The organism is uncultured Sphingomonas sp. (assembly GCF_913777625.1).
Classification (GTDB): Bacteria; Pseudomonadota; Alphaproteobacteria; order Sphingomonadales; family Sphingomonadaceae; genus Sphingomonas.
Window position 1 is genome coordinate 146,688 of record NZ_CAJYTI010000001.1, and the last position, 22,503, is coordinate 169,190.

Below are 22,503 nucleotides of genomic sequence, written 5' to 3' on the forward strand. Positions count from 1 at the left end.
TTCACCCGCTCCTCCACCCTATCTTGGCCCCACAAGCAAGGAGTTCCTCGACATGACCATCGAAACGGCAACGCTCGCCGGCGGTTGCTTCTGGTGCACGGAAGCCGTGTTCAACGACGTGATCGGCGTACAAGGCGTCGAAAGCGGCTATATCGGGGGGACCAAGGAAAACCCCACCTACAAGGAAGTGTGCAGCGGCAGCACCGGCCATGCCGAGGCGATCCGGGTGAGCTTCGACACCGACGTGGTGAGCTATGGCGAGATCCTCGACATCTTCCTCGCCACCCATGACCCGACCCAGCTCAACCGCCAGGGCAATGATATCGGCACCCAGTATCGCTCGGCGATCTTCCCGCATTCGGCCGAGCAGGAGCGCGAGGCGCTGGACGCGATCGAGCGCGCGCGGCCCGACTGGCCGCAGCCGATCGTCACCGCAATCGAGCCGCTCGGCCAGTGGTGGCCGGCCGAGGAATATCACCAAGAATATTGGCAGGGCGAAGGCCAGCGGAACCCCTATTGCCTGGCGGTGATCCCGCCCAAGCTCCGCAAGCTGCGCAAGAGCTTCGCCAACAAAGCGAAAGAGGGCGCAGCCGCATAAGGCCGCGCCCTCCCACGGGGGTAATCGAGACCGCGGCTGGCGTTTCCGCCGGCCGCGGATGTCGAAGAACGTCCTGCGTGCGGGGGCAGCACCAACGTTCCTCGGGTTCCGCACTCATGTGACAGACCCGCAAAGAAGCCGCATCGCCCGATAAGGGCAGCACCGCCAAAAAACGCGTCGGCCTGTCAGCCACCGTCACGCCCGTCTTTATGTTTGCGAGCTAACCGGCGGTCCGACCCTAGAAAATTGCCCGGCGCTGTAAAGAATTGATCGTATACATGATACCCAAATTGGGATGGGCGCCTCTCCCAAGGCAATCCGGAGGATCCTGTAATGATCGCGGGCAGACTTCTTGCCCAACATCGCAAGTGTAACGCGGTTCGCGTTCGACCCATGACCGCCGAGATCAGCGATAGCGACGAGGCAATTTTCGCTTCATCCTGGAAACCGGTGACAATAGCTTCGCAGGCGCAACAAGATCAGCCCCCGGAACTCGTTTCTTTCACGTAACATGTCAGCTGCGCGGATGGGCCGCCCGTGCGAGCCGGTCGCGAATGGCCCGGCCCAGCCCCTCCGTCGGCACCGGGGCGATGGCGATGCGCGGGCGATCGGAAGCGTCGCCACGATGCAGCGCGTCGAACAGCCGCGCCGCCGCCTCGCGCAGATCGCCGCTGGCGGACAGCGTGTCGTCGCCGGCGATCGCGCCGAAACCGATCAGCCATTCGTCGGCATCCGCGCCGGTCACGTCCAGCCGCACGGGCTTGGAAGGCGCATAATGGCTGGCAAGCTGGCCGGGCGCGGTGATCGCGCCGGGGGTCGCGCCTGCTCCATAGCCGGGCAGTTGCTCGGCGGTGATCGGGCCGGGGCGCAGGATCTGCCGGGTCGCCGGATCGACGATCGTGGACTCGATGCCGTCGGTCGTCGCGCCGTCGTCGATCACCAGCGGAATCCGCCCGGCAAGGCTCGCTGCGACATGCGCGGCGCGCGTCGGGCTGATCCCGCCGCTGGCATTGGCCGAGGGAGCGGCGAGCGGTCGCCCGCTTGCCCGGATCAGCCCCTGCATCGCGCGGTGATCCGGCATGCGCAGGGCGACGGTCGGAAGGCCGGCGGTGACGAGGCTCGCGACGGGCGCGTCCGCCGCCAGCGGCAGCACCATGGTGAGCGGCCCGGGCCAGAAGCGCGCGGCCAGCGCCCGCGCTTCGTCGTCGAAGCGTGCGATCGTCTCGGCCATCGCCATGTCCGCGACGTGCACGATCAGCGGGTTGAACGAAGGCCGTCCCTTGGCCGCGTAAATACCCGAGACGGCTACCGAATCGGTGGCATCGGCGGCGAGTCCATAGACGGTCTCGGTGGGCACCGCGACCGATTCGCCGCGCCGGATGAGCGCGGCGGCCTCGCCGAGCGCGGCCTCGCCGTAGGGTAAGATGCGCGGATTTGCTGGGGTCACCCGCAAGGCGCTATATTGCTGCGAAGAAGATCACAAGAGAGAGGCCTGATGTTCACCCCCGCCACCGCCGAGCAGCGTTTCGTGCTCGACCATATCGTCCGCCTGTCCGAAATCAGCGAAGAGGCCACGCCCGACCTGCTGGATGCGGTGCTGGAAGGCGCCGGCCAGTTCGCCGCGGGCGAATGGGCGCCGCTCGAACGGCTGGGCGACACCGAAGGGGCACGCTGGACCGAGCAGGGTGTGACGATGCCCGCGGGCTTCGCCGCCGCCTATCGCGCCTATGTCGAGGGCGGCTGGGGCACGATCGGCTCGCCTGCAGAGCATGGTGGCCAGGGGCTGCCGGTCAGCCTGTCGGTGGCGGTGCTGGAGACGCTGGGCACGGCCAACATGGGTTTCTGCCTGTGCCCGGTGCTCACCGTCGGCGCGGTCGAAGCGCTCCACCATCACGGCTCGCCCGAGCAGCAGGCGCTGTATCTGCCGAAGCTCGCCACCGGCGAATGGACCGGGACGATGAACCTCACCGAGCCGCAGGCGGGATCGGACGTGGGCGCGGTCAAGACCAAGGCCGAGCCGGCGGGCGACGGGAAGTGGAAGATCAAGGGCACCAAGATCTACATCTCGTTCGGCGACCATGACATGGCCGACAATATCGTCCATCTGGTGCTGGCGCGCACGCCGGGGGCGCCTGCAGGCACCAAGGGCCTGTCGCTGTTCCTGGTGCCGAAGTACCGGTTGAACGCCGATGGCACGCCGGGCTATTTCAACGACATCAAGGTCGTCTCGATCGAACACAAGATGGGCCTGCACGCCTCGCCCACCTGTGTCCTCAGCTTCGGCGACAACGATGATTGCATCGGCGAGCTGATCGGCCCCGAGCTGGGCGGCATCCGCGCGATGTTCACGATGATGAACAATGCGCGTCTGAACGTCGGTCTGCAGGGCGTGCAGGTCGCCGAGCGCGCCACCCAGCGGGCGGTCGCCTATGCCCGCGAGCGGGTGCAGGGGGTTCGCGGCGGCGCACCGACCGCGATCATCGAACATCCCGATGTGCGCCGCATGCTGCTGCGGATGAAGGCGCAGACCCAGGCCGCGCGCGCGCTGGTCTATTACGCCTTCGGCCAGCTCGATCGCGGCCGCGCCGGGGATGCGGAGGCCGACAAGCGCGTCGAGCTGCTCACCCCGCTCGCCAAGGCGCATGCCACCGACATCGGCAACGAGGTCGCGAGCCTCGGCCTGCAGGTCCATGGCGGCATGGGCTATATCGAGGAGACCGGCGCCGCCCAGCATTTCCGCGACGCCCGCATCACGCCGATCTACGAAGGCACCAACGGCATCCAGGCCGCCGACCTGGTCGGCCGCAAGCTGAGCATGGACAATGGCGCGACGCTGCTCGGCCTGCTGGCCGACATGCGCGCCGAGGCCGAGGATGCGGGGCTGCGGTCGCTGATCGATGCGTGCGAGGAGGTCGGCCGCAACCTGCTTGGCAGCGATACCGACGACCGGCTGGCGGCGAGCTACCCGTTCCTGACGATGCTGTCGGTGGCCGTGTGCGGCTGGCTGATGGAGAAGAGCGGGCGCCTGGTGGCACAGGGCGAGGGCGAGCCGGGCTTCGTCAAGATGAAGCAGGCAGCGGCGCGCTTCTATGTCGAGCAGATCGTCCCCGAAGCGCTCGGCCTGCGCGCGGCGGCGATGGCGAAGGCGGCGGTGCTGTACGCCGTGGAGGCGGAAGCGTTCGCGGCGTAAGAGGGGCGGAAAATCCTCCCCCGCCAGGGGGAGGTGCTGCCGTAGGCGGCGGAGGGGCAGGAAAGCGATGCGCTTGGGAGGTTCCAATCATAGCCGCCCCACCGCCAAGCGTCTCCGTGAGAAAATGACGCCACCAGAAATTGCCCTCTGGCTGGCGCTCCGCAAGAACGACGCGGGTCTCCGATTCCGCAAGCAACACCCGGCGGGCGCCTACATCCTCGACTTCTACTGCGCCCCGGCAATGCTCGCGATCGAAGTCGACGGCCAAGCGCATGCCTTCGGGGACCGGCCAGAGCGGGATGCCACCCGCGACGCGTGGCTGAAAGCCCAAGGCGTCCGGGTCCTCCGCTATACGGCCGCGGACGTACTGCGCCACACCGACAGCGCCGTCCGCCAGATCCTCGCGATCGCGATCGACCGAAGGGCCAAACTACAAGCCGCTCGCCGACCTCCCCCTCCGTCGCCTTCGGCGCCACCTCCCCCTGGCGGGGAAGGATAGAGGGGGCAACAATCCTCCCCAGCCAGGGGGAGGTGGCCCGCGCAGCGGGTCGGAGGGGGAGGTACGCGACGCACTCGCTTACAACGCCCCCAAATCCCCCACCGCATCCTTGTCCAGCCAGGTCCCCGCCTCGGGCATGGGATACTTCAACCCCGTCGCGCAGTTGAACAGCACCGTTCGCTCCTCCGGATCGACCAGCCCGTCGCGGATCGCCTGCCGGTACGCCGCCAGCGTCGCGCCGCCTTCGGGGCAGAGCAGCAGCCCGTCCTTGCGCGCGCAGTCGTCCACCGCCTGGAGGATCGCCGGGTCGCCCACCGCCAGCGCACGGCCGCCGGACTCGCGCACCGCGCGCAGGATCAGGAAGTCGCCTACCGCGCGCGGCACGCGGATGCCCGCCGCCACCGTCGCGGCGTTCTCCCAGCGCTCGGCATGCTCCTCGCCCGCCTCGAAGGCGCGGACGATCGGCGCGCAGCCCGAGGCCTGCACCGCGTACATGCGAGGGCGCTTCGATCCGATCCAGCCGAGCCGCTCCAGCTCGTCGAACGCCTTCCACATGCCGATCAGCCCGGTGCCGCCGCCGGTGGGGTAGAAGATGGCGTCGGGCAGCTCCCAGCCGAACTGGGCGGCGAGCTCCAGCCCCATCGTCTTCTTGCCCTCGATCCGGTACGGCTCCTTGAGCGTCGAGAAGTCGAACCAGCGCCCCTCGGCCGCCCCGCGCCCGACGATCGCGCCGCATTCGTCGATCTGGCCGTTGACCCGGTAGACGCGCGCGCCCTGCGCCGCGATCTCGCGTACGTTCACCTCCGGCGTCTCCTCGGGGCAGAGGATCACCGTCTCGATGCCGCAGCGCGCGGCATAGGCGGCGAGCGCCGCGCCGGCATTGCCGTTGGTCGGCATCGCGATGCGGGTGACGCCCAGCTCGCGCGCCATGGTCACCGCCATCACCAGCCCGCGCGCCTTGAACGAGCCCGTCGGCAGCCGCCCCTCGTCCTTGACGATCGCGCCCGGTCCGCCGGACTTGGGGATCTCGATCAGCGGCGTCTCGATCTCGCCCAGCGAAACGATGTTCTCCGCCCGCCGCACCGGCAGCAATTCGCGCCACCGCCACAGGTCGGTGGGCCGGGCCTCGATCGCATCGCGGTCCAGCGCCGCGCCGACACCGTGAAGGTCGTAGCGTACCAGCAGTGGCCGCCCGACGCGCGAGAGCCCATGCAGCTGGTCCGCCGCATAGGTCTCGCCTGTCATCGAGCATTCGAGATGGGTGACGAAGCTTGGCCGCTCGGCCCGGATATTGTCCTGCATGGGCGCCAGCTTAACGCAAGGCGGGGCCAGCGGAAGCCACCCCGCCCTACCAAATCGTCATTCGGCCGAAAGCCGGACGGGAGGTGGCGTTCGTCAGGCCATGTCGAGCACGATCCGCCCCTCGATCTCGCCCTTGCGCATCCGATCGAACACGCTGTTGACGTTCTCGAGGCGTTCGGTCGCCACCGTCGCATGAACCTTGCCCTGCCCGGCGAAATCGAGCGCCTCCTGCAGGTCCAGGCGGGTGCCGACGATCGAGCCGCGCACGGTAATGCCGTTCAGCACGGTGTCGAAGATCGAGAGCGGGAAGTCCCCCGGCGGCAAGCCGTTGAGCGATACCGTGCCGCCGCGCCCCACCATGCCCAGTGCCTGCTGGAATGCCTTGGTCGACACCGCCGTCACCAGGACGCCGCGCGCGCCGCCAACCGCCTTCCTGACGAACGCCGCCGGATCCTCGTGCAGCGCGTTCACCGTCAGCTCGGCGCCCAGCTTCTTCGCCAGCGCCAGCTTGGCGTCGTCGATATCGACGGCGATGACGTTGAGCCCCATCGCCTTGGCATATTGCACGGCCATGTGGCCGAGCCCGCCGATGCCCGAGATCGCCACCCAGTCGCCCGGCTTGGTATCGGTGACCTTCAGGCCCTTGTAGACGGTGACCCCTGCGCACAGTACCGGCGCGATCTCCACGAACCCGACATTGTCGGGCAGGATGCCGACATAATCGGGGTCCGCCAGCACATAGTCGGCAAAGCCGCCGTTCACCGAATAGCCGGTGTTCTGCTGGCTCTCGCAAAGCGTTTCCCAGCCGCCCAGGCAGTGCGGGCAATGGCCGCAGGCGCTGTAGAGCCAGGGCACCCCCACCCGGTCCCCTTCCTTCACATGGGTGACGCCCGCCCCCACCGCCGCAACATGGCCGACGCCCTCATGCCCAGGGATGAAGGGTGGCTTGGGGCGCACCGGCCAGTCGCCCTCGGCGGCGTGGAGATCGGTGTGGCACACGCCGCTGGCGGCGACCTTCACCAGGATCTGACCGGGGCCGACCTGCGGCACCGGCACTTCCTCGATAACCAGCGGCTGGCCGAATTCGCGAACGACGGCCGCTTTCATGGTCTTGAGCATGGGGTTCCTCTCAGGTTTTCAGAACAGGCCGCGCGCGGCGGTGTCGTAGCTCACCAGCAGGTTCTTGGTCTGCTGATAGTGATCGAGCATCATCTTGTGGGTCTCGCGGCCGAAGCCCGATTCCTTGTACCCGCCGAACGCCGCGTGCGCGGGATAGACATGGTAGCAGTTGGTCCAGACGCGTCCGGCCTCGATTGCGCGCCCGATCTCATAGGCACGGGTGCCGTTGCGGCTCCACACGCCGCCGCCCAGACCATAGGCGGTGTCGTTGGCGATCTCGATCGCCTCTTCCACGGTCTTGAACGTCGTGACGGAGAGGACGGGCCCGAAGATTTCTTCCTGGAAGATGCGCATCTTGTTGTGGCCGACGAATATGGTCGGCTCGACGAAATAGCCCTGGTCGAGGTCACCGCCCGGCAGCGCGCGCTTGCCGCCGGTCAGGCACCGTGCGCCTTCGCCCTTGCCGATATCGATATAGCCGAGGATCTTGTGGAGCTGCTCCTCGGAGGCCTGCGGGCCCATCTGTGTCGCGGGATCGAGCGGATCGCCGACCCGGATGGCGCCGACGCGCTGCACCGCGCGCTCCAGGAACTTGTCGACGATCGATTCCTGCACCAGGGCCCGGCTGGGACAGGTACAGACCTCGCCCTTGTTGAAGGCGAACAGCGCAAAGCCTTCCAGCGCCTTGTCGAGGAACGCATCGTCCTCCTGCATCACGTCGGCGAGGAAGATGTTGGGCGACTTGCCGCCCAGCTCCATCGTCTGCGGGATCAGATGCTCGGCGGCATATTGCATGATCTGGCGGCCGGTGGTGGTCTCGCCGGTGAAGCTCACCTTGCCGATGCGCGGATTGGCGGCGATCGCCCGGCCGACCGTGCTGCCGGGACCGGTGACGATGTTGACCACGCCCGGCGGCAGGATGTCGGCGGTCAGCTCGGCGAAGAGCAGCAGGCTGAGCGGAGTCTGCGAGGCGGGCTTGATCACGGTGCAATTGCCCGCCGCCAGCGCTGGCGCGATCTTCCACGCCGCCATCAGCAGCGGGAAGTTCCACGGGATGATCTGGCCGACCACGCCGATCGGTTCCTTGAAATGATAGGCGATGGTCTTTTCGTCGATCGTCGAGATCGTGCCTTCGGCTGCGCGGACGCAGCCGGCGAAATAGCGGAAATGGTCGATCGCCAGCGGCACGTCGGCGCCGCGCGTCTCGCGGATCGGCTTGCCGTTGTCCATCGTCTCGGCCAGCGCGAGCAGTTCCAGATTGGCCTCGAGCCGGTCGGCGACGCGGTTGAGGATCAGCGCCCGTTCCTGCGGCGAGGCCGCCGCCCAGCGCCGCCGCGCGGCATGGGCCGCGTCCAGCGCGGCCTCGACATCCGCCTCGGTCGACTGGGCGATTTCCGCCAGCGGCCGGGTATTGATCGGGCTGTGATCGGTAAACCAGCGGCTCTCGATGGGATCCACCCACCGGCCGCCGATGAAATTGCCGTAGCGGGCGGGCTGGTGCCCTTGCGTCCGCACGGTCTGGATCGCCTGTTCAAACATCGCTGTCCTCCATTCGATGCCCTGTCAAACGGAGGATGCGCCGGGACGCGACGAAGCCACACTGGGAGAGGTGCTTAGGGAAGATTCCTGATGGCGCGAGCGCCCATGTCGCGCCGATCGAGTCGCAGTCTCCCGCAAACGGACCGGTGCATCGGCGGGCACCGCCACAGCTTTTCGCCGCGGCGCACCGCTGGGTCCCGCCAAGCGACTATAGTGTAGCTATGGTAAACGCGGCAGGTGGCCGCACGCGTTCGTCTTCGGATGCGAGAGGAGGAGTTTCAGCCGTGACTATCGAACTCGCAGCGGCAATCGTGCGGCATCTCGGGCCCTGCCGGGTCGCGGTGGAGGCGCGCACGGTTCGGGGGCTGGCCGCCGAACTGGCGTTGCTCGGCTGCGATACCACGCCGGACTCCGCCGACGTCGTCGTCACGGAATCGGACGCGCTGTCCGCCGCCCTGCTTGCCCGTCATCCGGCAACCCGCGCGCTGGTCGTGCTGCCGCGGCAGGTGCAGGCGCAGGTGCTCGACGACGCGCTGTTCGCCGCAGGCTGGCGGCGGCTGCCCGGTGCGGTCGGCGTGTTGACGCTGCTGCATCTGGCCGGCGGCCAGGCGCCGCAGCCCAGCTTCTACGAGCGCGCCCCGGATGGCTATCGCGGTCTTCTGAACACCAACGGCCCCGAAGCGCTGGCCGCCCTCGGCCGCTGGACGCTTGCCGCGGAGCGCGTGCGCCCCGGCGACCATGTGCTGCTGTGCGGCCCGGATGCCGCGGACGGGCAGGTGCTTCTCGAGGCGTGCGCACGGGCCCGCACCGTCGAGGTGGATGCGCCCGCGGCCTCGCATGCGCCGCGCAGCTTCGACGTCATCGTCGCGCTCGATGCACCCGGAAGCTGGACGGACAATATCGGCCGCTATGCGCAGCTGCTCAAGCTTGACGGCCGGCTGGTTGCCGGCTGGTCGGAAAGCAACCCGCAAAAGCCTGCCGATTGGGCGCGCCTCCACCAGGGGCTGAGCGCCGACTATCTGGTCGAGAGCCAGTTCGTGCAGGCGCCCGGAGTCATCGTGCCGCAAGGCGTCCCCCAGGGCGAGGTGACCGGCCTCAGCTGGCGCATCGCGGTCGCCGCGAAGGGACCGCTGGGCGGCGAGGAAACGCGCGCGCGCTTCGTGCACCCTGCCTTCGGCGCGTCGCAAGCAACGCTCGCCGCCTTTGCCGAGGGCTATGACAATCCCTGGCTCTACCGCACGCTGGTACAGATGGGCGAGCGGCTCGCGGACGAAGACCTGCTGGTGCGCCTTGCCGAGCATGTCGCCTCGGAGGCACGGCCCGGCTCGGCCGACCAGGGCGCGGCGCTGGCGGTGCTCGGCTATCGCGTGCTGGAGGCCCGCGCGGCGGACGCAGTGCCGGTGCTGCTGGGCGCGTTCAACGAGTATTGGCAGCAGGGCGGCGATGCTCCGCATGTCGTCCGCTGGCGCGTATCGCTCGCCTTCCTGGCCGGACGGCTGGCGGAGATGCTCGGCGAGCGCGCCATCGCCAAGCACTGGTATGCACGCGCAGCGAGCGACGACTGGCAGCACTTCTCCACCATCCTCGCGACCAAGGCGATCGGCGCGGCCTTCTTCGTGGCGCGTATCCTGCTCGCCGAACAAGACGCGGATCTCGCCTGGAGCTGGTTCGAGCGCGGCGTCGAGATCACCCTGCAGGCGGCGGGACGTGATCATCGCCAGGAACTCGGCGACGGCGACGGGCTGCTGCCCTTCTACCTGCCGGAACTGGCCGAGGTGATCGACATGGGCTCGCAATGCGCCAATGCGCTTGCCAATCGCCACCTCTGGGCGCGCGACCCCGGCCTGTTCTGGCGCCAGGTCGACGTCAAGCGCTTCGGCATCGCCTCGTGGACGCTCGACGTGACCAAGGAGAATGAACGGTTGCGCAAGCAGCTCGGCCAGGCCTGACGCGGGACGGGCTCAGGCGCCGTCGTTGCCGGCTTCCGAACGCTGGTCGCGGCGCTTGTCGATCGTCTCCATGGCCTCGGCCCTGGCGGGATCGAACAGCGAACCGAAGGCCAGCCCGAGCAGCAGCATCGCTGCCCCCGCCTTGCCCCGGCTGTGCCGCCGGGCAAGCAGGACCAGCGCGGGGATCGACAGCAGGATCGCCACGGCGATCCCCCATTGCAGCAGGGCGCTCAATCGGCGTGCCTGGGCCGCAGCGAACCGGCGGTGCGATCCCATCGGATCGCGCTGACATAGGCGAGCGGGTTGAGCCACGAGCCTTCGCCGTCATAGCTGAGCGTACGGAATTCGGCGCGGCCCGCGATCGTCTCCAGCGGCACCGGCCCGCCCAGTCCCAGCTCGTCCGCGCCGAAGCGGCTGTCGGCCGACTGGTCGCGATTGTCGCCCATCAGGAACACATGACCGGCCGGAACCGTGATCGGCCCGTAAGTGTCGCCGGGGCTGACATAGCCGTTGGGCAGCGTGGTATCGCCCAGATCGATCACGTCATAGCTGGCGCCGTTCGGCAACGTCTCGCGATAGAGCGGCGGCTGGCAGTAGAGCTTGCCGTCCGGGCCCGGCTTGCGGAACGCGGCAAGCGGTCCCTCGTCGCAGGGAACGGCGGCGTCGACCGGGATCATCGCATGGCCGTCTGCCACGCGCGGCACCGGCTTGCCGTTGAGGATCACCACCCCGTGGCGGACCGCGATGGTGTCGCCCGGCAGGCCGATCACCCGCTTGATCAGATCCTCCCCGTCGCCGCGGCGCACGACGATAACGATGTCGCCGCGCGCGGGCGTGCCGCCGAACAGCCGGGTCCTGGCCATGTCGCGACCATGCACGATCAGCGAGGCCTGGGAGAAGCCATAGGGGAACTTGCTTGCCACCAGCCGATCGCCGGTACGCAAGGTGGGCATCATCGATCCCGAGGGAATGTAATAGGGCCGCGCCACCGCGCTCTGGAACAGGAAGAAGATCCCCAGCGTGGCGGCCCAGCCGCCCAGCGTGCGGAGCCAGCCCGGCTTGGGATCCTGCGCCATGGCGTCAGGCGATCTCGTGGCTGCCGTCGAGCAGCGCGTGCACGTCGAGGCCGAGCAGCGCGATATGGTCCTTCACCCGTGGCCAGAAGCCGGTGAGGAAGCGTTCGCGCTCCGCGGTGCGCAGCCGCTCGACCGCGCCAGCGACGACGAACATGCCGACGCCGCGGCGCACCTCGACATAGCCGTCGTCCTGGAAGCTCTGATAGGCCTTGGCGACCGTTAACGGGTTCGCGCCATGCTCGGCGGCGAGCGCGCGGACCGAGGGAAGCTGGTCCCCGGCGCGGTACTGGCCGCGCAGGATGGCCGCGGCGATGATGGCGCGCAGCTTGAGGTAGACCGGGCTGTCTTCGTGCTCCAGGGCTGTCATGCTGCCATAATACAGCAGACGACCCGAGAGTCCATAGTCAGGGATTCCACCGATGGACGATCCGGGACAGTTCGCCGCGCGGACGCTCCTCCAGCGGCCGCGCGGGCGTGCCGAGGAAGATGAAGCCTGCGATGCGCTGGCCTTCTCTGCCGAACAGGTCCCGCACCCCGGGGGAGTACGCGGGCCAGCCGGTCAGCCAGCCACCGGCAAAGCCCATCGCGTGGGCGGCGTGGAGCAGGTTCATGCAGGCGGCGCCCGCCGAAAGCTCCTGCTCCCAGAGGGGCACCTTGTGCGGCTGGACGGGGGCGGAGAGCACCACCACCAGCGCCGGTGCCTGGGTGGCGAATTGCGCTGCCGCCTCCTCGTCCCGTGCGGTTGCCTCGGGGTTCTCTGCGCGGAGGATCTCGACCAGCTTCAGCGCGAGCGCCGGCCGCGCCGCGTCCGGCACAATTACGAAGCGCCAGGGGGCGAGCTTGCCGTGATCGGGCGTGCGCGCCGCGATGGCCGCCATCTGGTCGAGCTGCTTGGGGCTCGGCCCGGGGGCGACCAGGTCGCGCGGCTTGCCCGAGCGGCGGGTCTGGAGGAGCGTGAGCGGCGTCGTGCGATCGTTGAAGGTCATGGGCACGCATCTAGGACGCCGTCCCGCCGCCGCCAAGCGGCACGACTTTACAGCAGCGATGCAGGCTCTAGTCTGCGCGCCCATGCACCGGGCCCCTGCGCCCGGCATCCAATTCCAAGGACACCTGCATGGTCGAAACACCCACTGCCGATTCCCCGGCAGAACCGGATATCACCCACGTAAACCCCGCGGACCAGAAGACCTGGTTCGGCCATCCCCGCCAGCTAGCGCGGCTGTTCTCCACCGAGATGTGGGAACGCTTCGGCTTCTACGGCATGCGGGCGCTGCTGACGCTGTATCTCACCCAGCATTTCCTGTTCGGCGATCGCGAGGCGACGGGCCTGTATGGCGGCTACACCGCGCTGGTCTACCTCACCCCGCTGGTGGGCGGCTATCTGGCGGACCAGTTCCTCGGCTCGAAGCGCGCGGTGAAGTTCGGCGCGATCCTGATGTCGATCGGCTATTTCGTGCTGTGCTTCGGCGGCCAGACCGCCACGCCCTACGCCAAGATCGACGGCCAGCGCTACGAAGTCTCGATCGAGAAGACCGCTGCCGGCGAACAGCGCTATGTGCTCGATTCCGGTCACAAGCAGCTGATCAAGGGCAATGACGATGGCTCGATCACGCTCAGCGAGAACGGCCGGACGGTCCGCACCATCGCCAAGGGCGGGTTCGAATCCGAGGCCGATCGCAGTCCCTTCTACGTGATGGTGATGCTGATCGCGCTGTCGATGGTCTCGGTCGGCAACGGCTTCTTCAAGCCGAACATCTCGACGATGGTCGGCGAGCTCTATCCGAACGGCGACACCCGGCGCGACGCGGGGTTCACCATCTTCTACATGGGCATCAATCTCGGCTCCACCCTGTCCCAGGCGCTGTGCCCGTGGCTGGCGGTGGCGGTCGGCTGGTGGGCGGGCTTCGGCCTTGCCGCGATCGGCATGCTGTTCTCCTGGGCACTGATCCAGCTGGACGGCGGCAAGCTGAACGGCATCGGCGAGCCTCCGGCCAAGGCGGCGACCGGCCGCCAGCAGATCCTGATCTATATCGGCGCGCTCTGCGTGATCCCGCTTTTCTACCTGCTCTACATCAACCTGATGGCGGCCGAGCCCGCGCCCGCCGGCTCGGGCCTGCTTGGCTACGTCGCTTCGCTATCGCTGATGGGCAAGCTGCTGTTCGGCACCTTCCTGATCGGCGTGCCGGCGATCCTCGTCTGGTCGTTCTTCGCCGGCGATCGCCGCGAGTTCCAGATGATGCTCGCCGCGATGGTGCTGATCGTGTTCAACGTCGTGTTCTGGACGCTGTTCGAGCAGGCGGGCTCCTCGCTCACCCTGTTCGCCGATCGCAATACCAACCTCTCGATCTTCGGCTGGTTCACCATGACCGCCGGGCAGACGCAGAGCTTCAACGCGCTGTTCATCGTGCTGCTCGCGCCGCTGATGTCGATGCTGTGGGGTGGCCTCGCCAAGCGCGGGCTCGAGCCGAGCATCCCGGTCAAGTTCGGCATCGCGCTGGTCGCCGTCGGTGGCGGCTTCCTGTTCCTGGTGTGGGGTGCCCATTGGGCCGATACCAGCTTCAAGGTATCGGTGTGGTGGCTGGCCGGCCTCTACTTCATCCACAGCTTCGCCGAGCTGTGCATCTCGCCGGTCGGCCTCAGCATGATCACCAAGCTGTCGATCGCACGGATCGTCGGCATGATGATGGGCGTGTGGTTCCTGTCGATCTCGGTGGCGCAGTATGTCGCGGGCGTGATCGCCCAGTTCGCCAGCGTCGAAACCGTCGGCGGCCAGGTGACCAACCTCAAGGTCAGCCTGGAGACCTATCTCGGCGTGTTCACGCTGATCTCGGAATGGGCGATCGGGCTTGGGCTTCTGTTGCTGTTGCTCAGCTGGCCGCTCAAGCGCTGGATGCACGGCGTCAAGTAAGCGCCGGCAGTATAGGGACGGGGCGCCGCGTACATTGGGGGAACTGCGGCGCCCCTGTCGTTCGCCCGAGGGGGGAGTGGGCGAACGAGTCTCGACGTCAGGCGGCGAGCGGCAGTACCGCGATCCCGTCCTGCTCATTGGCTGCGGCCAGCGCCGGCGCACCGGCCACGGCCGGCTGGGCCGCTTCGGCAGCCAGGCGACGATGGGCGAAATAGAGCGCGATCAGCGAAAACATGGGCAACCTCGGAAATCATCATTGCTGCAATGCAGCGTGCGCGGCGCATCTGGTTTCGCGTCGATGATTCCGCAACTGCAAAGCCGGTCCCCGGCGGTTGCGTGTCACGCAACTGACATGATTTCCCCTCCCAGAATGCAAAACGGCCCGGTGTTGCCACCGGGCCGTTTCCGTATCCTTACGGATGGCGCTTACCAAATATGGACGCGCTGCTCGGGCGGCAGATAGAGCTTGTCGCCCGGCTGGATGTTGAACGCCTTGTACCAGGCATCGACATTGCGGACGATCCCGTTGACGCGCGCGGTCGCCGGCGAGTGCGGGTCGGTGAGCAGCTGCTGGCGCTGCGCATCCTCGCGCACCTTCACCCGCCACGCCTGGGCATAAGCGAGGAAGAAGCGCTGGTCGCCGGTGAGCCCGTTGACCGGCCGCGCCGCGCCATGCTTGGCTTGGTACTTCTGATAGGCGCCGTACGCCGCCTCGACGCCGCCGAGGTCGCCGATATTCTCGCCGAGCGTCAGCCGCCCGTTGATCTTGGTGCCCGGCACCGGCTCGTAGGTGTCATACTGGCCGGCCAGCGCCTTGGTGCGCGCGGCGAAGTCTTCCTTGGCCTTGGGCGTCCACCAATTCTCGAACTTGCCGGTCGGGCCGAACATGCTGCCCTGGTCGTCGAAGCCATGGCCCATTTCGTGGCCGATCACCGCGCCGATCGCGCCATAATTGACCGCCGGATCGGCGTTCGGATCGAAGAAGGGCGGCTGCAGGATCGCGGCCGGGAAGGTGATCTGGTTCGACAACGGGTTGTAATAGGCGTTCACCGTCTGCGGGGTCATCGCCCACAGGCTGCGATCCACCGGCTTGGGGAAGCGCGAGAGCTGCAGCTGGTGCTGGAATTCGCCGGAGCGCATCACGTTGCCGAGCAGGTCATCCCGATTCACCGACAGCGAGGCATAATCGATATACTTCTCCGGGTGGCCGATGCGCGGCTCGAACGCGGCGAGCTTGGCAAGCGCCGCCTTGCGGGTGGCGTCATCCATCCAGGTCGAAGCCTCGATCCGCTCGCGATAGGAATCGCGCAGATTCTCGATCAGCTCGGCCATCTGCTTCTCCGCCTCGGGCGGATAATATTTGGCGACATAGGCCTTGCCGACCGCCTCGCCGAGGGCACCGTTGACCAGCTGCACACCGCGCTTCCAGCGCTCACGCTGCACCGGCACGCCGGAGAGCGTCTTCGAATAGAAGTCGAAGCGGGCCTGGTCGAACGCCTTGGGCAGGAAGGTCGCGTGATCGCTGACGAAGCGATAGGCGAGATAGTCCTTCCAGGTAGCGAGCGGCGTCTCGGCGAAGATCTTGCCCAGCGCGATCAGCGCGGTGTTCTGGGTCATCAGGATCTGCGGCGAGCTGTCGACGCCGGCGGTCTTCAGCATCAGCGCCCAGTCGAATTCGGGCGCCTTGGCCTTGAGGCCGGCAATCGTCTGAGGATCGTTGAGCTTGGCGATGTCGCGGCTCTGCTCGGGCGACCACTGGACCTTGGCCATCGCGGTTTCCAGTGCGACGATCGCATCGGCCTTGGCGGCTGCGTCGGGAATGCCCGCCAGTTCCTGGATCTGCTGCACATAGGCGCGATAGGCCTTGCGGAAATTGTCGAACTTCTCGCCCGGGTTCAGGAAATAGTCGCGCGGCATGCCCAGGCCGCCCTGGCCCACCGCCGCGGTGTATTTGGTCGGATCGGCGAGGCTCGGGCTGATCTCGATTTCGACGGGGCTCGCATAGCCCACGCTGGCGAACAGCACTTGCAACGCCGTCTTGTCCTGCACGCCCGCGATCTTGGCGAGATAGGGCTTGAGCGGCGCGGTGCCGCGCGCCTCGATGCCGGCGTCGTCCATCCAGCTGGCATAAAAGTCGCCGATCTGCTTGCCGCTCGCGCCATAGGCGGCGGGATTCTTCGCCATGTCGTCGAGCAGCGTGCGGACATTGGTCTCCGCCGCCAGCGCCAGATCGACGAACGGACCGGCCGAGGTGCGGTCGGCGGCGATCTGCGTCCGCTCCGACCAACCGCCATTGGCGAAGGTCCAGAAATCGTCGCCGGGCTTCACGCCGGCCTTCTGCGCAGTCAGGTCGACGCCGAAGCTGCCATATTTGGGCTTGGCCGTCTGGGCGAACGCAGGCGTGGAGGCGAGCAGCGCAGCAGCGCCCGCCAGCAACAAGGAACGATGCAATTTCATGATCTTAGGCTTCCCCACCACGGTGTGTATTAGCAATGTGTAACGCCGTGTTTCCGGGCCTGCAATGGAATTTTGTTACAAGCGATACTGCCCCTATGGGCATCCCTCCCCCCGCCAGAGCGGGAGGAGGGACCGAACTCATCCGACCCGGTTTGCAACCAGATCGTCGACCACCGAGGGGTCGGCGAGCGTCGAGGTATCGCCCAGGCTGCTGACGTCGCCCTCGGCGATCTTGCGCAGGATGCGGCGCATGATCTTGCCCGAGCGGGTCTTGGGCAGGCCCGGCGCGAACTGGATCGCATCGGGCGTCGCGATCGGGCCGATCTCGGTACGCACCCAGTCGCGCAGTTCCTTGCGCAGGCCTTCGCTCGATTCCTCGCCGGCGTTGAGCGTCACATAGGCATAGATGCCCTGCCCCTTGATGTCGTGCGGCATGCCGACCACGGCGGCCTCGGCCACCTTGTCGTGCAGCACCAGCGCGCTCTCCACCTCGGCGGTGCCCATGCGGTGGCCCGAGACGTTGATCACGTCGTCCACCCGGCCGGTGATCCAGTAATAGCCGTCAGCGTCGCGGCGGCAGCCGTCGCCGGTGAAATACTTCCCGCGATAGGTGGTGAAATAGGTCTGGAAGAAGCGCTCGTGATCCCCCCAGACGGTGCGCATCTGCCCCGGCCAGCTGCGCGCAATGACGAGATTGCCCTCGGTCGCGCCCTCGAGCAGCACACCGTCGCCGTCGACCAGCTGCGGCTCGATCCCGAAGAACGGCATCGAGGCCGAACCCGGTTTCAGCGCGGTAGCGCCGGGCAAGGGCGTGATCATGTGGCCGCCGGTCTCGGTCTGCCACCAGGTGTCGACGATCGGGCAGCGCCCCTCGCCCACCACGTCATGGTACCAGCGCCAGGCCTCCGGATTGATCGGCTCGCCGACCGAGCCGAGCAGCTTGAGTGACGTGCGGCTGGTCGCGGTGACGTAGGAATCGCCCTCCTTCATCAGCGCGCGGAGCGCCGTGGGGGCGGTGTAGAGGATCTCGACCTGGTGCCGGTCAACGATCTGCCACATGCGGCCGGCATCGGGCCAGGTCGGCACGCCTTCGAACATCAGTGTGGTACCGCCGTTCGCCAACGGGCCATAGACGATATAGCTGTGCCCGGTGACCCAGCCGATGTCGGCCGCGCACCAATAGACCTGCCCCGGCCGGTAGTCGAATACGGTCTCGTGGGTATAGGCCGCCCAGAGCAGATAGCCGCCGCTCGAATGGAGCACGCCCTTGGGCTTGCCGGTCGATCCCGAGGTGTAGAGGATGAACAGCGGATCCTCGGCATCCATCGGCTCGGCCGGGCAGTCGGCAGAGACCTTGGCGGCGGCCTCGTGATACCAGAGGTCGCGGCCGGGCTGCATCGGCACAGCGCCGCCGGTCGCCTTCACGACGATGACCTTCTCGAGCACCGGCGCGTGGCGTTGCGCGGCGTCGACATTGGCCTTCAAGGGCACGCGCTTGCCGCCGCGCCGACCCTCGTCGGCGGTGATGACGATGCGGCTGTCGCAATCGACGATGCGGCCGGCCAGTGCCTCGGGCGAGAAGCCGCCGAACACCACCGAATGCACCGCGCCGATCCGCGCGCAGGCGAGCAGCGCCACGGCTGCCTCGGGGATCATCGGCATGTAGACGGTGACGCGGTCGCCCTTCTGCACGCCTTGCGCCTTCAGCACATTGGCGAAGCGGCAGACCTCTTCGTAGAGCTCCAGATAGGTGATCCGGCGCGCGTCCTCGCTGGGGTCGTCCGGCTCCCACAGGATCGCGGTCTCGCCGCCGCGGCTCGCCAGATGGCGGTCGAGGCAGTTGGCGGCGACGTTGAGCTTGCCGTCGGCGAACCAGCGGATGCGGAAATCGGCCTCGTCGAACGACCAGTCCCCGGCCGTGGCCGGCGGCACGATCCAGTCGAGCCGCTTGGCCTGTTCGAGCCAGAAGCCGTCCGGATCGGACAGCGACTGGGCGTGGAGACGTTCATACGCTGCGGCGTCGACGCGGGCATGGCGCGCCCAGGCTTCCGGCACCGGATACAGATTCTCGCTCATCAAGACCCCTCCTGGTCGGCGGGCATCTAGAGGCGCAAGGGGCGGCTAGGCAAGGCATCCGCAGGCGCAACATCGTTACGGAATGAGAAGATTTTTTAGTGGATCAGGGGCAGCGTATCAGCAATATATAACGCTATGGCACGACCTGCGATTGCTCTGTTGCTCTGTGCGGCACTGCCGCTGGCAGCCTGTTCCACCGGTTCCGCCCACCCGCAACAGACCGCCGCGAACGTGGCGGTGCCCGATCGCTTCTCGGTCGATGGCGAGCAAAAGGCGCGCGAGGATCTGTCTCGCTGGTGGGACAGGTTCGACGATCCGATGCTCGGCCAGCTGATCGGCCAGGCACAGGCAGCAAATCTCGACCTCGCCCAGGCGGTCACCCGGCTGCGCCAGGCGCGCGAGTCGCTGATCCAGTCGCGCGCGGCGCTGCTGCCGTCGCTGAGCGGATCGGGCGGCTATTCGCGCAACGAGCCGCTGCGCGGCGGCAGCACCACCACCCAGCTGCCCGACGGGACGATCGTGTCCTTCTCGCAAGGCGGCACCAGCAACTTCTCGCTGGGGCTGGATGCCAGCTATCAGGTGGACCTGTTCGGCGGCGTGCGCAGCGGCATCCGCAGCGCGCGGGCCAATTACGAATCCGTCGCGTTCAACCGCGCCGCGGTGCTGCTCTCGGTCGAATCGGAGACGGCGCGCAACTATGTGCTCGCCCGGCTCGCCCAGGCGCAACTCGCCAATGCACGCGAGAGCCTGGCGATCCAGGACGAGAATCTCAGCATCGCCCAGTGGCGCGTGCAAGCGGGGCTCGTCTCCTCGCTCGATGCCGAACAGGCGCGATCGCAGCGTGCGCAGACTGCGGCGACGATCCCGCAGCTGGAGACCAGCTATGCCGGCTATGTCGCCCGGCTCGGCGTACTGACCGGCCAGGCGCCGGGCGCGCTGCGCAGCGCGCTGGAGGCGCCCAAGCCGATCCCGCGCGGCCCCGCCAGCGTCGCCGCGGGCATCCCCGCCGACGCGCTTCGTCAGCGGCCGGACGTGCGCGCGGCGGAGCGCAGCCTCGCTTCGGCCTCAGCGCAGATCGGCGTGTCCGAGGCCCAGCTCTATCCCAGCCTCAGCCTGGGTGGCAGCATCAGCAGCGGCAGCGCCTCGCTCACCTCGCTGCTCGACGTGATCAGCGGCCGCGCCTTCGCCAATGTCGCGCAGACGATCTTCGACGGCGGCCGGTTGCGCAGCCAGGTGCGCTCGGCCCGCGCCGGCGCCGACACCGCCTTCTATGCGTACAAATCAAGCGTGCTGAAGGCGCTGGAGGAGATCGAGAACGCGATCGTCGCGCTCCGTTCCGCCCAGCTGCGCGAGGCGGAGTTCCGCACCGCGCTGGAGGCCGCCAACAACCAGGCGCTGCTGGCACGCTTCCGCTATCGCTCGGGCCTTACCGATTTCACCACGCTCAACCAGTCCGAAAGCACGCTGCTTTCGGCCAAGAACGGCCTGTCCCAGGCCGAGTCCGAACAGGCGACCGCGCTGATCCAGCTCTACGCCGCGCTCGGCGGCGGCTGGGACGAAGCCGCGCCGATCCCGTCCCTCCCTCCAAAGACAGGCAGCGCCACCGATGGCCAGTGAACCTCAGGACCTCAACGCCTTTCTGGGCACGAAGCGTCGCCCCTGGTGGCGGCGGAACCTGCGCTGGATCGGGATCGCGCTGGTCGTGGTGGTGCTGGGCCTGCTCGTCTCGCGCTGCTTCGCGCCCAAGCCGCCGCCCAGCTACATCACCGTGCCGGCCGAAAAGGGCGCGCTGGCGGTGACCGTCTCCGCCACCGGTCGCCTGGCGCCGATCCGGCAGGTGACGGTCGGCTCCGAAATCTCGGGCCTCGTCCTCAAGGTGCTGGTCGACGTCAACGACCATGTCACCGAAGGCCAGGAGATCGCGATCATCGATCCGTCGCGGCTCGACGACACGATCACCCAGAGCCGCGCGACGCTGTCGGCCAACCAGGCGGCGGTCGCGCAGGCCAGGGCGACGGTGGACGAATCGACCGCGCAGCTGCGCCGCATGGAAGAGGTGAGCCGCCTGTCGGGCGGCAAGGTTCCCGCCAAGACCGAACTCGATACCGCCCGTGCGGCAGTCGCCCGCGCCGTCGCCAATCTCCGCTCGGCCGAGGCGAACGTCGTCTCCGCCCAGGCGTCGCTGTCGTCGAACCAGACCCAGCGCTTCAAGTCGATCATCCGCTCGCCGGTGAACGGCGTGGTGCTCGCCCGCCAGGTCGATGCCGGCCAGACCGTCGCCGCACAGTTCAGCACGCCGAACATGTTCGTGATCGCGCAGGACCTGACCCACATGAAGCTGGAAGTGGCGATCGACGAGGCCGATGTCGGCTCGGTGAAGGTGGGCCAGCCGGCAAGCTTCACGGTGGATGCCTTCCCGGGCCGCACCTTCCCGGCGCAGATCACCCGGGTCGACCTGGGTTCTAACCTGACCGCTTCGACCGCTACGAGCAGCAGCACGACGAGCAGCACCACCACGGCGAACCAGGTCGTCTCCTATGCCGCGGTGCTTTCGGTCGCCAATCCGGATCTCACCCTGCGTCCGGGCATGACCGCAACCGCCACGATCGGCGTCGAGAAGCTCGAGAACACGCTGCTGATCCCCAACGGCGCGCTCCGCTTTACGCCGGACGATGCGGGCGCCAAGTCCGGCGGCGGCATCCGTTTCGGTCCGCCGTCGCACGATCAGCAAAAGGCGATCGGCCGCGGCAGCAAGCAGACGGTCTATGTCGTCGGCAAGGACGGCAAGCCGGAGAAGGTGGAGGTCATCACCGGTCCCAGCGACGGCAGCCGCACTGCGGTGACCAGCACCAAGCTGACCCCCGGCATGAAGGTGATCGTCGGCGTCAAGGCCAACGGCCCGGCCAAGCCCGCCAAGGACGACCAGGACTGATGACCGAGCCGCTGATCCAGCTCCAAGGCATCACCAAGACGTTCGGCGAAGGGCCGACCGCATTCCAGGCGCTGAAGGGCGTCGATCTCGTGATCGAACCCGGCGCGTTCCTGGCGGTGATGGGGGCATCGGGCTCGGGCAAGTCGACGACGATGAACATCCTGGGCTGCCTCGATGTGCCGACCGGGGGCAGCTATCTGTTCCGCGGCGTACATGTCGAGCAGCTGGACCGCGACCAGCGCGCCTTTCTGCGCCGCCGCTATCTCGGCTTCGTGTTCCAGGGCTTCAACCTGCTCGCCCGCACGACCGCGCTGGAAAACGTCGAGCTGCCGCTGCTCTATCGCGGCGAGCATCGCAAGGCACGGCGCGAGGCGGCAATGGCCGCGCTGGAGCAGGTGGGGCTCGATCGTTGGGCGGATCATACGCCCTCGGAGCTATCCGGCGGCCAGCAGCAGCGCGTCGCGATCGCGCGCGCGATCGTGACCCAGCCCGACGTGCTGCTGGCGGACGAACCGACCGGCAATCTCGACAGCGAACGCTCGGTGGAAATCATGAAGCTGCTCCAGCGCCTGAACGCCGATCTCGGCATCACCGTGCTGATGGTCACCCACGAGCCCGACATGGCGGCGTTCGCCAAGACGATCGTGCATTTCAAGGACGGGCTGGTGGAGCGCACCGAAGTCCCCGCCGGCATGCAGGGGGATCGCATATGAAGCCAGGGGCCGGCGGATTTCGAAAAGCGATCGTCATTCCCGCGAAGGCGGGAATCCATTGCCCTGAGCGCCGGGGGAAAGAACCTCAGCATCAGCGCCAATGGATCCCCGCCTTCGCGGGGATGACCACCTATTTGGGCCAAAT

19 protein-coding genes are annotated in these 22,503 nt (G+C 67.7%); 8 read left to right on the plus strand and 11 right to left on the minus strand.

What is annotated here, in order from left to right; genetic code table 11:
* Positions 1–52 precede the first annotated feature (52 nt).
* A complete protein-coding gene (gene msrA, locus QZ814_RS00730; protein WP_294329107.1) occupies positions 53–598 on the plus strand; it encodes a peptide-methionine (S)-S-oxide reductase MsrA in 546 nt (181 codons plus the stop codon).
* A gap of 514 nt (positions 599–1,112) precedes the next feature.
* Here msrA and QZ814_RS00735 read toward each other — a convergent pair.
* Entirely contained in the window at positions 1,113–2,045 is a 933-nt protein-coding gene (locus QZ814_RS00735; RefSeq protein WP_294329108.1) for an L-threonylcarbamoyladenylate synthase, read from the minus strand.
* A 48-nt stretch (positions 2,046–2,093) separates the two neighbouring features.
* Here QZ814_RS00735 and QZ814_RS00740 point away from each other — a divergent pair, with 48 nt between their 5' ends.
* Together QZ814_RS00740 and QZ814_RS00745 are read left to right on the plus strand one after the other, a co-directional pair.
* Positions 2,094–3,788 (plus strand): acyl-CoA dehydrogenase, encoded by a 1,695-nt coding sequence (locus tag QZ814_RS00740; protein WP_294329110.1) that lies wholly within the window; start codon positions 2,094–2,096, stop codon positions 3,786–3,788.
* Between the two features lie 67 nt (positions 3,789–3,855).
* A complete protein-coding gene (locus tag QZ814_RS00745) occupies positions 3,856–4,287 on the plus strand; it encodes an endonuclease domain-containing protein (RefSeq protein WP_294329111.1) in 432 nt (143 codons plus the stop codon).
* A gap of 78 nt (positions 4,288–4,365) precedes the next feature.
* Here the strand turns inward: QZ814_RS00745 and QZ814_RS00750 are convergent, their stop codons facing one another.
* From QZ814_RS00750 to QZ814_RS00760, 3 genes are all read right to left on the minus strand, one after another.
* Positions 4,366–5,589 carry a threonine synthase gene (locus QZ814_RS00750; protein WP_294329112.1) on the minus strand — a complete coding sequence of 408 codons (1,224 nt, stop codon included), beginning with the start codon at positions 5,587–5,589 and terminating at the stop codon, positions 4,366–4,368.
* 93 nt (positions 5,590–5,682) lie between these two features.
* Entirely contained in the window at positions 5,683–6,708 is a 1,026-nt protein-coding gene (gene adhP / locus QZ814_RS00755) for an alcohol dehydrogenase AdhP (RefSeq protein ID WP_294329113.1), read from the minus strand.
* An 18-nt stretch (positions 6,709–6,726) separates the two neighbouring features.
* Positions 6,727–8,247 (minus strand): aldehyde dehydrogenase family protein, encoded by a 1,521-nt coding sequence (locus tag QZ814_RS00760; RefSeq protein WP_294329114.1) that lies wholly within the window; start codon positions 8,245–8,247, stop codon positions 6,727–6,729.
* Positions 8,248–8,531: 284 nt separating this feature from the next.
* On the opposite strand from QZ814_RS00760, the gene QZ814_RS00765 reads away from it, so the two are divergent.
* Positions 8,532–10,196 carry a hypothetical protein gene (locus QZ814_RS00765; RefSeq protein ID WP_294329115.1) on the plus strand — a complete coding sequence of 555 codons (1,665 nt, stop codon included), beginning with the start codon at positions 8,532–8,534 and terminating at the stop codon, positions 10,194–10,196.
* Between the two features lie 12 nt (positions 10,197–10,208).
* On the opposite strand, the gene QZ814_RS00770 is transcribed toward QZ814_RS00765, so the two are convergent.
* Genes QZ814_RS00770 through QZ814_RS00785 form a run of 4 tightly spaced genes read right to left on the minus strand, consistent with a single transcriptional unit; the run spans position 10,209 to position 12,258 of the window.
* The gene (locus tag QZ814_RS00770; RefSeq protein WP_294329116.1) at positions 10,209–10,430 is read right to left on the minus strand and encodes a hypothetical protein; all 222 of its coding nucleotides are present in this window, start codon (positions 10,428–10,430) and stop codon (positions 10,209–10,211) included.
* Positions 10,427–11,272, minus strand: a complete 846-nt coding sequence (lepB, locus tag QZ814_RS00775; RefSeq protein ID WP_294329117.1) for a signal peptidase I — start codon at positions 11,270–11,272, stop codon at positions 10,427–10,429. Before lepB ends, QZ814_RS00770 begins: the two co-directional genes overlap by 4 nt.
* Positions 11,273–11,276: 4 nt before the next feature.
* Positions 11,277–11,639 (minus strand): GntR family transcriptional regulator, encoded by a 363-nt coding sequence (locus tag QZ814_RS00780; protein WP_294329118.1) that lies wholly within the window; start codon positions 11,637–11,639, stop codon positions 11,277–11,279.
* Positions 11,640–11,676: 37 nt separating this feature from the next.
* A complete protein-coding gene (locus QZ814_RS00785) occupies positions 11,677–12,258 on the minus strand; it encodes a nitroreductase (protein WP_294329119.1) in 582 nt (193 codons plus the stop codon).
* Positions 12,259–12,386: 128 nt separating this feature from the next.
* Between QZ814_RS00785 and QZ814_RS00790 the strand changes: the two genes are divergently transcribed.
* Positions 12,387–14,180, plus strand: coding sequence for a peptide MFS transporter (locus QZ814_RS00790; RefSeq protein ID WP_294329120.1), 1,794 nt, complete (start codon positions 12,387–12,389; stop codon positions 14,178–14,180).
* 97 nt (positions 14,181–14,277) lie between these two features.
* On the opposite strand, the gene QZ814_RS00795 is transcribed toward QZ814_RS00790, so the two are convergent.
* The 3 genes from QZ814_RS00795 to acs form a co-directional block, all read right to left on the minus strand.
* On the minus strand, positions 14,278–14,415 hold the full coding sequence (locus QZ814_RS00795; RefSeq protein WP_294329121.1) for a hypothetical protein: 138 nt from the start codon (positions 14,413–14,415) through the stop codon (positions 14,278–14,280).
* A gap of 191 nt (positions 14,416–14,606) precedes the next feature.
* Positions 14,607–16,637, minus strand: coding sequence for a M13 family metallopeptidase (locus QZ814_RS00800; RefSeq protein ID WP_294329122.1), 2,031 nt, complete (start codon positions 16,635–16,637; stop codon positions 14,607–14,609).
* A gap of 138 nt (positions 16,638–16,775) precedes the next feature.
* On the minus strand, positions 16,776–18,713 hold the full coding sequence (gene acs / locus QZ814_RS00805; RefSeq protein WP_294329123.1) for an acetate--CoA ligase: 1,938 nt from the start codon (positions 18,711–18,713) through the stop codon (positions 16,776–16,778).
* Positions 18,714–18,848: 135 nt separating this feature from the next.
* Here acs and QZ814_RS00810 point away from each other — a divergent pair, with 135 nt between their 5' ends.
* From QZ814_RS00810 to QZ814_RS00820, 3 genes are read left to right on the plus strand one after another with little or no spacing between them, the layout of a single operon-like run.
* A complete protein-coding gene (locus tag QZ814_RS00810) occupies positions 18,849–20,330 on the plus strand; it encodes an efflux transporter outer membrane subunit (RefSeq protein WP_294329125.1) in 1,482 nt (493 codons plus the stop codon).
* Positions 20,320–21,645, plus strand: coding sequence for an efflux RND transporter periplasmic adaptor subunit (locus QZ814_RS00815; protein ID WP_294329126.1), 1,326 nt, complete (start codon positions 20,320–20,322; stop codon positions 21,643–21,645). Before QZ814_RS00810 ends, QZ814_RS00815 begins: the two co-directional genes overlap by 11 nt.
* Complete coding sequence (locus tag QZ814_RS00820; protein WP_294329128.1) at positions 21,645–22,358, plus strand: ABC transporter ATP-binding protein; 714 nt, start codon at positions 21,645–21,647, stop codon at positions 22,356–22,358. Before QZ814_RS00815 ends, QZ814_RS00820 begins: the two co-directional genes overlap by 1 nt.
* Positions 22,359–22,503: the final 145 nt, after the last annotated feature.

Coding starts and splice junctions, on each gene's coding strand:
- msrA (WP_294329107.1), top strand. CDS start 53: ATGACCATCGAAACGGCAACGCTCGCCGGCGGTTGCTTCTGGTGCACG.
- QZ814_RS00740 (WP_294329110.1), top strand. CDS start 2,094: ATGTTCACCCCCGCCACCGCCGAGCAGCGTTTCGTGCTCGACCATATC.
- QZ814_RS00745 (WP_294329111.1), top strand. CDS start 3,856: ATGCGCTTGGGAGGTTCCAATCATAGCCGCCCCACCGCCAAGCGTCTC.
- QZ814_RS00750 (WP_294329112.1), bottom strand. CDS start 5,589: ATGCAGGACAATATCCGGGCCGAGCGGCCAAGCTTCGTCACCCATCTC.
- adhP (WP_294329113.1), bottom strand. CDS start 6,708: ATGCTCAAGACCATGAAAGCGGCCGTCGTTCGCGAATTCGGCCAGCCG.
- QZ814_RS00760 (WP_294329114.1), bottom strand. CDS start 8,247: ATGTTTGAACAGGCGATCCAGACCGTGCGGACGCAAGGGCACCAGCCC.
- lepB (WP_294329117.1), bottom strand. CDS start 11,272: ATGGCGCAGGATCCCAAGCCGGGCTGGCTCCGCACGCTGGGCGGCTGG.
- QZ814_RS00780 (WP_294329118.1), bottom strand. CDS start 11,639: ATGACAGCCCTGGAGCACGAAGACAGCCCGGTCTACCTCAAGCTGCGC.
- QZ814_RS00785 (WP_294329119.1), bottom strand. CDS start 12,258: ATGACCTTCAACGATCGCACGACGCCGCTCACGCTCCTCCAGACCCGC.
- QZ814_RS00790 (WP_294329120.1), top strand. CDS start 12,387: ATGGTCGAAACACCCACTGCCGATTCCCCGGCAGAACCGGATATCACC.
- QZ814_RS00795 (WP_294329121.1), bottom strand. CDS start 14,415: ATGTTTTCGCTGATCGCGCTCTATTTCGCCCATCGTCGCCTGGCTGCC.
- QZ814_RS00800 (WP_294329122.1), bottom strand. CDS start 16,637: ATGAAATTGCATCGTTCCTTGTTGCTGGCGGGCGCTGCTGCGCTGCTC.
- acs (WP_294329123.1), bottom strand. CDS start 18,713: ATGAGCGAGAATCTGTATCCGGTGCCGGAAGCCTGGGCGCGCCATGCC.
- QZ814_RS00810 (WP_294329125.1), top strand. CDS start 18,849: ATGGCACGACCTGCGATTGCTCTGTTGCTCTGTGCGGCACTGCCGCTG.
- QZ814_RS00815 (WP_294329126.1), top strand. CDS start 20,320: ATGGCCAGTGAACCTCAGGACCTCAACGCCTTTCTGGGCACGAAGCGT.
- QZ814_RS00820 (WP_294329128.1), top strand. CDS start 21,645: ATGACCGAGCCGCTGATCCAGCTCCAAGGCATCACCAAGACGTTCGGC.